We start from the raw sequence: 384 nt of genomic DNA on the forward strand, positions 1-384 counted from the left end.
CTTGCACCAACTCACAGGTGTTGATGTTGTATAGGGCTAAATTATAGCTATCCCATACATCAATGGTCAGTTTTTTACCTTTGGCAAGACTAAGCTGAATGGTAGATTTAAGGCTTTTCTTTCCTGATTGATGGGTTGCTAGGTGTTTGATAGCGGTTTTTTTAAAAGGTATCCAACCTAAGTTTCTGCGTTTGGCCTTAGGATTATTGGTACGCCAGTTGAGTTTGGCTTTTTTAAACTGTTTGCGAGATTTGGCATGGGTTTCCGCCACTGCTTGCAAGGTTTGGCTATGCAAGTTTAGGTATTCACCCGCACCTTTGGTATAGGCAGCTAAGTCGTAGGCCGAAAAGAATTTGCCGGTACGTTGAAGGTGCTTAAAACTAA

General features: G+C 41.9%; 1 pseudogene. It reads right to left on the reverse strand.

What is annotated here, in order from left to right:
• A pseudogene (locus EI162_RS15000) lies at positions 1-384 on the reverse strand (RNA-guided endonuclease TnpB family protein); the annotation flags it as partial.

Source organism: Psychrobacter sp. FME6, assembly GCF_014861365.1.
In the GTDB taxonomy this organism is placed as follows: Bacteria; Pseudomonadota; Gammaproteobacteria; order Pseudomonadales; family Moraxellaceae; genus Psychrobacter.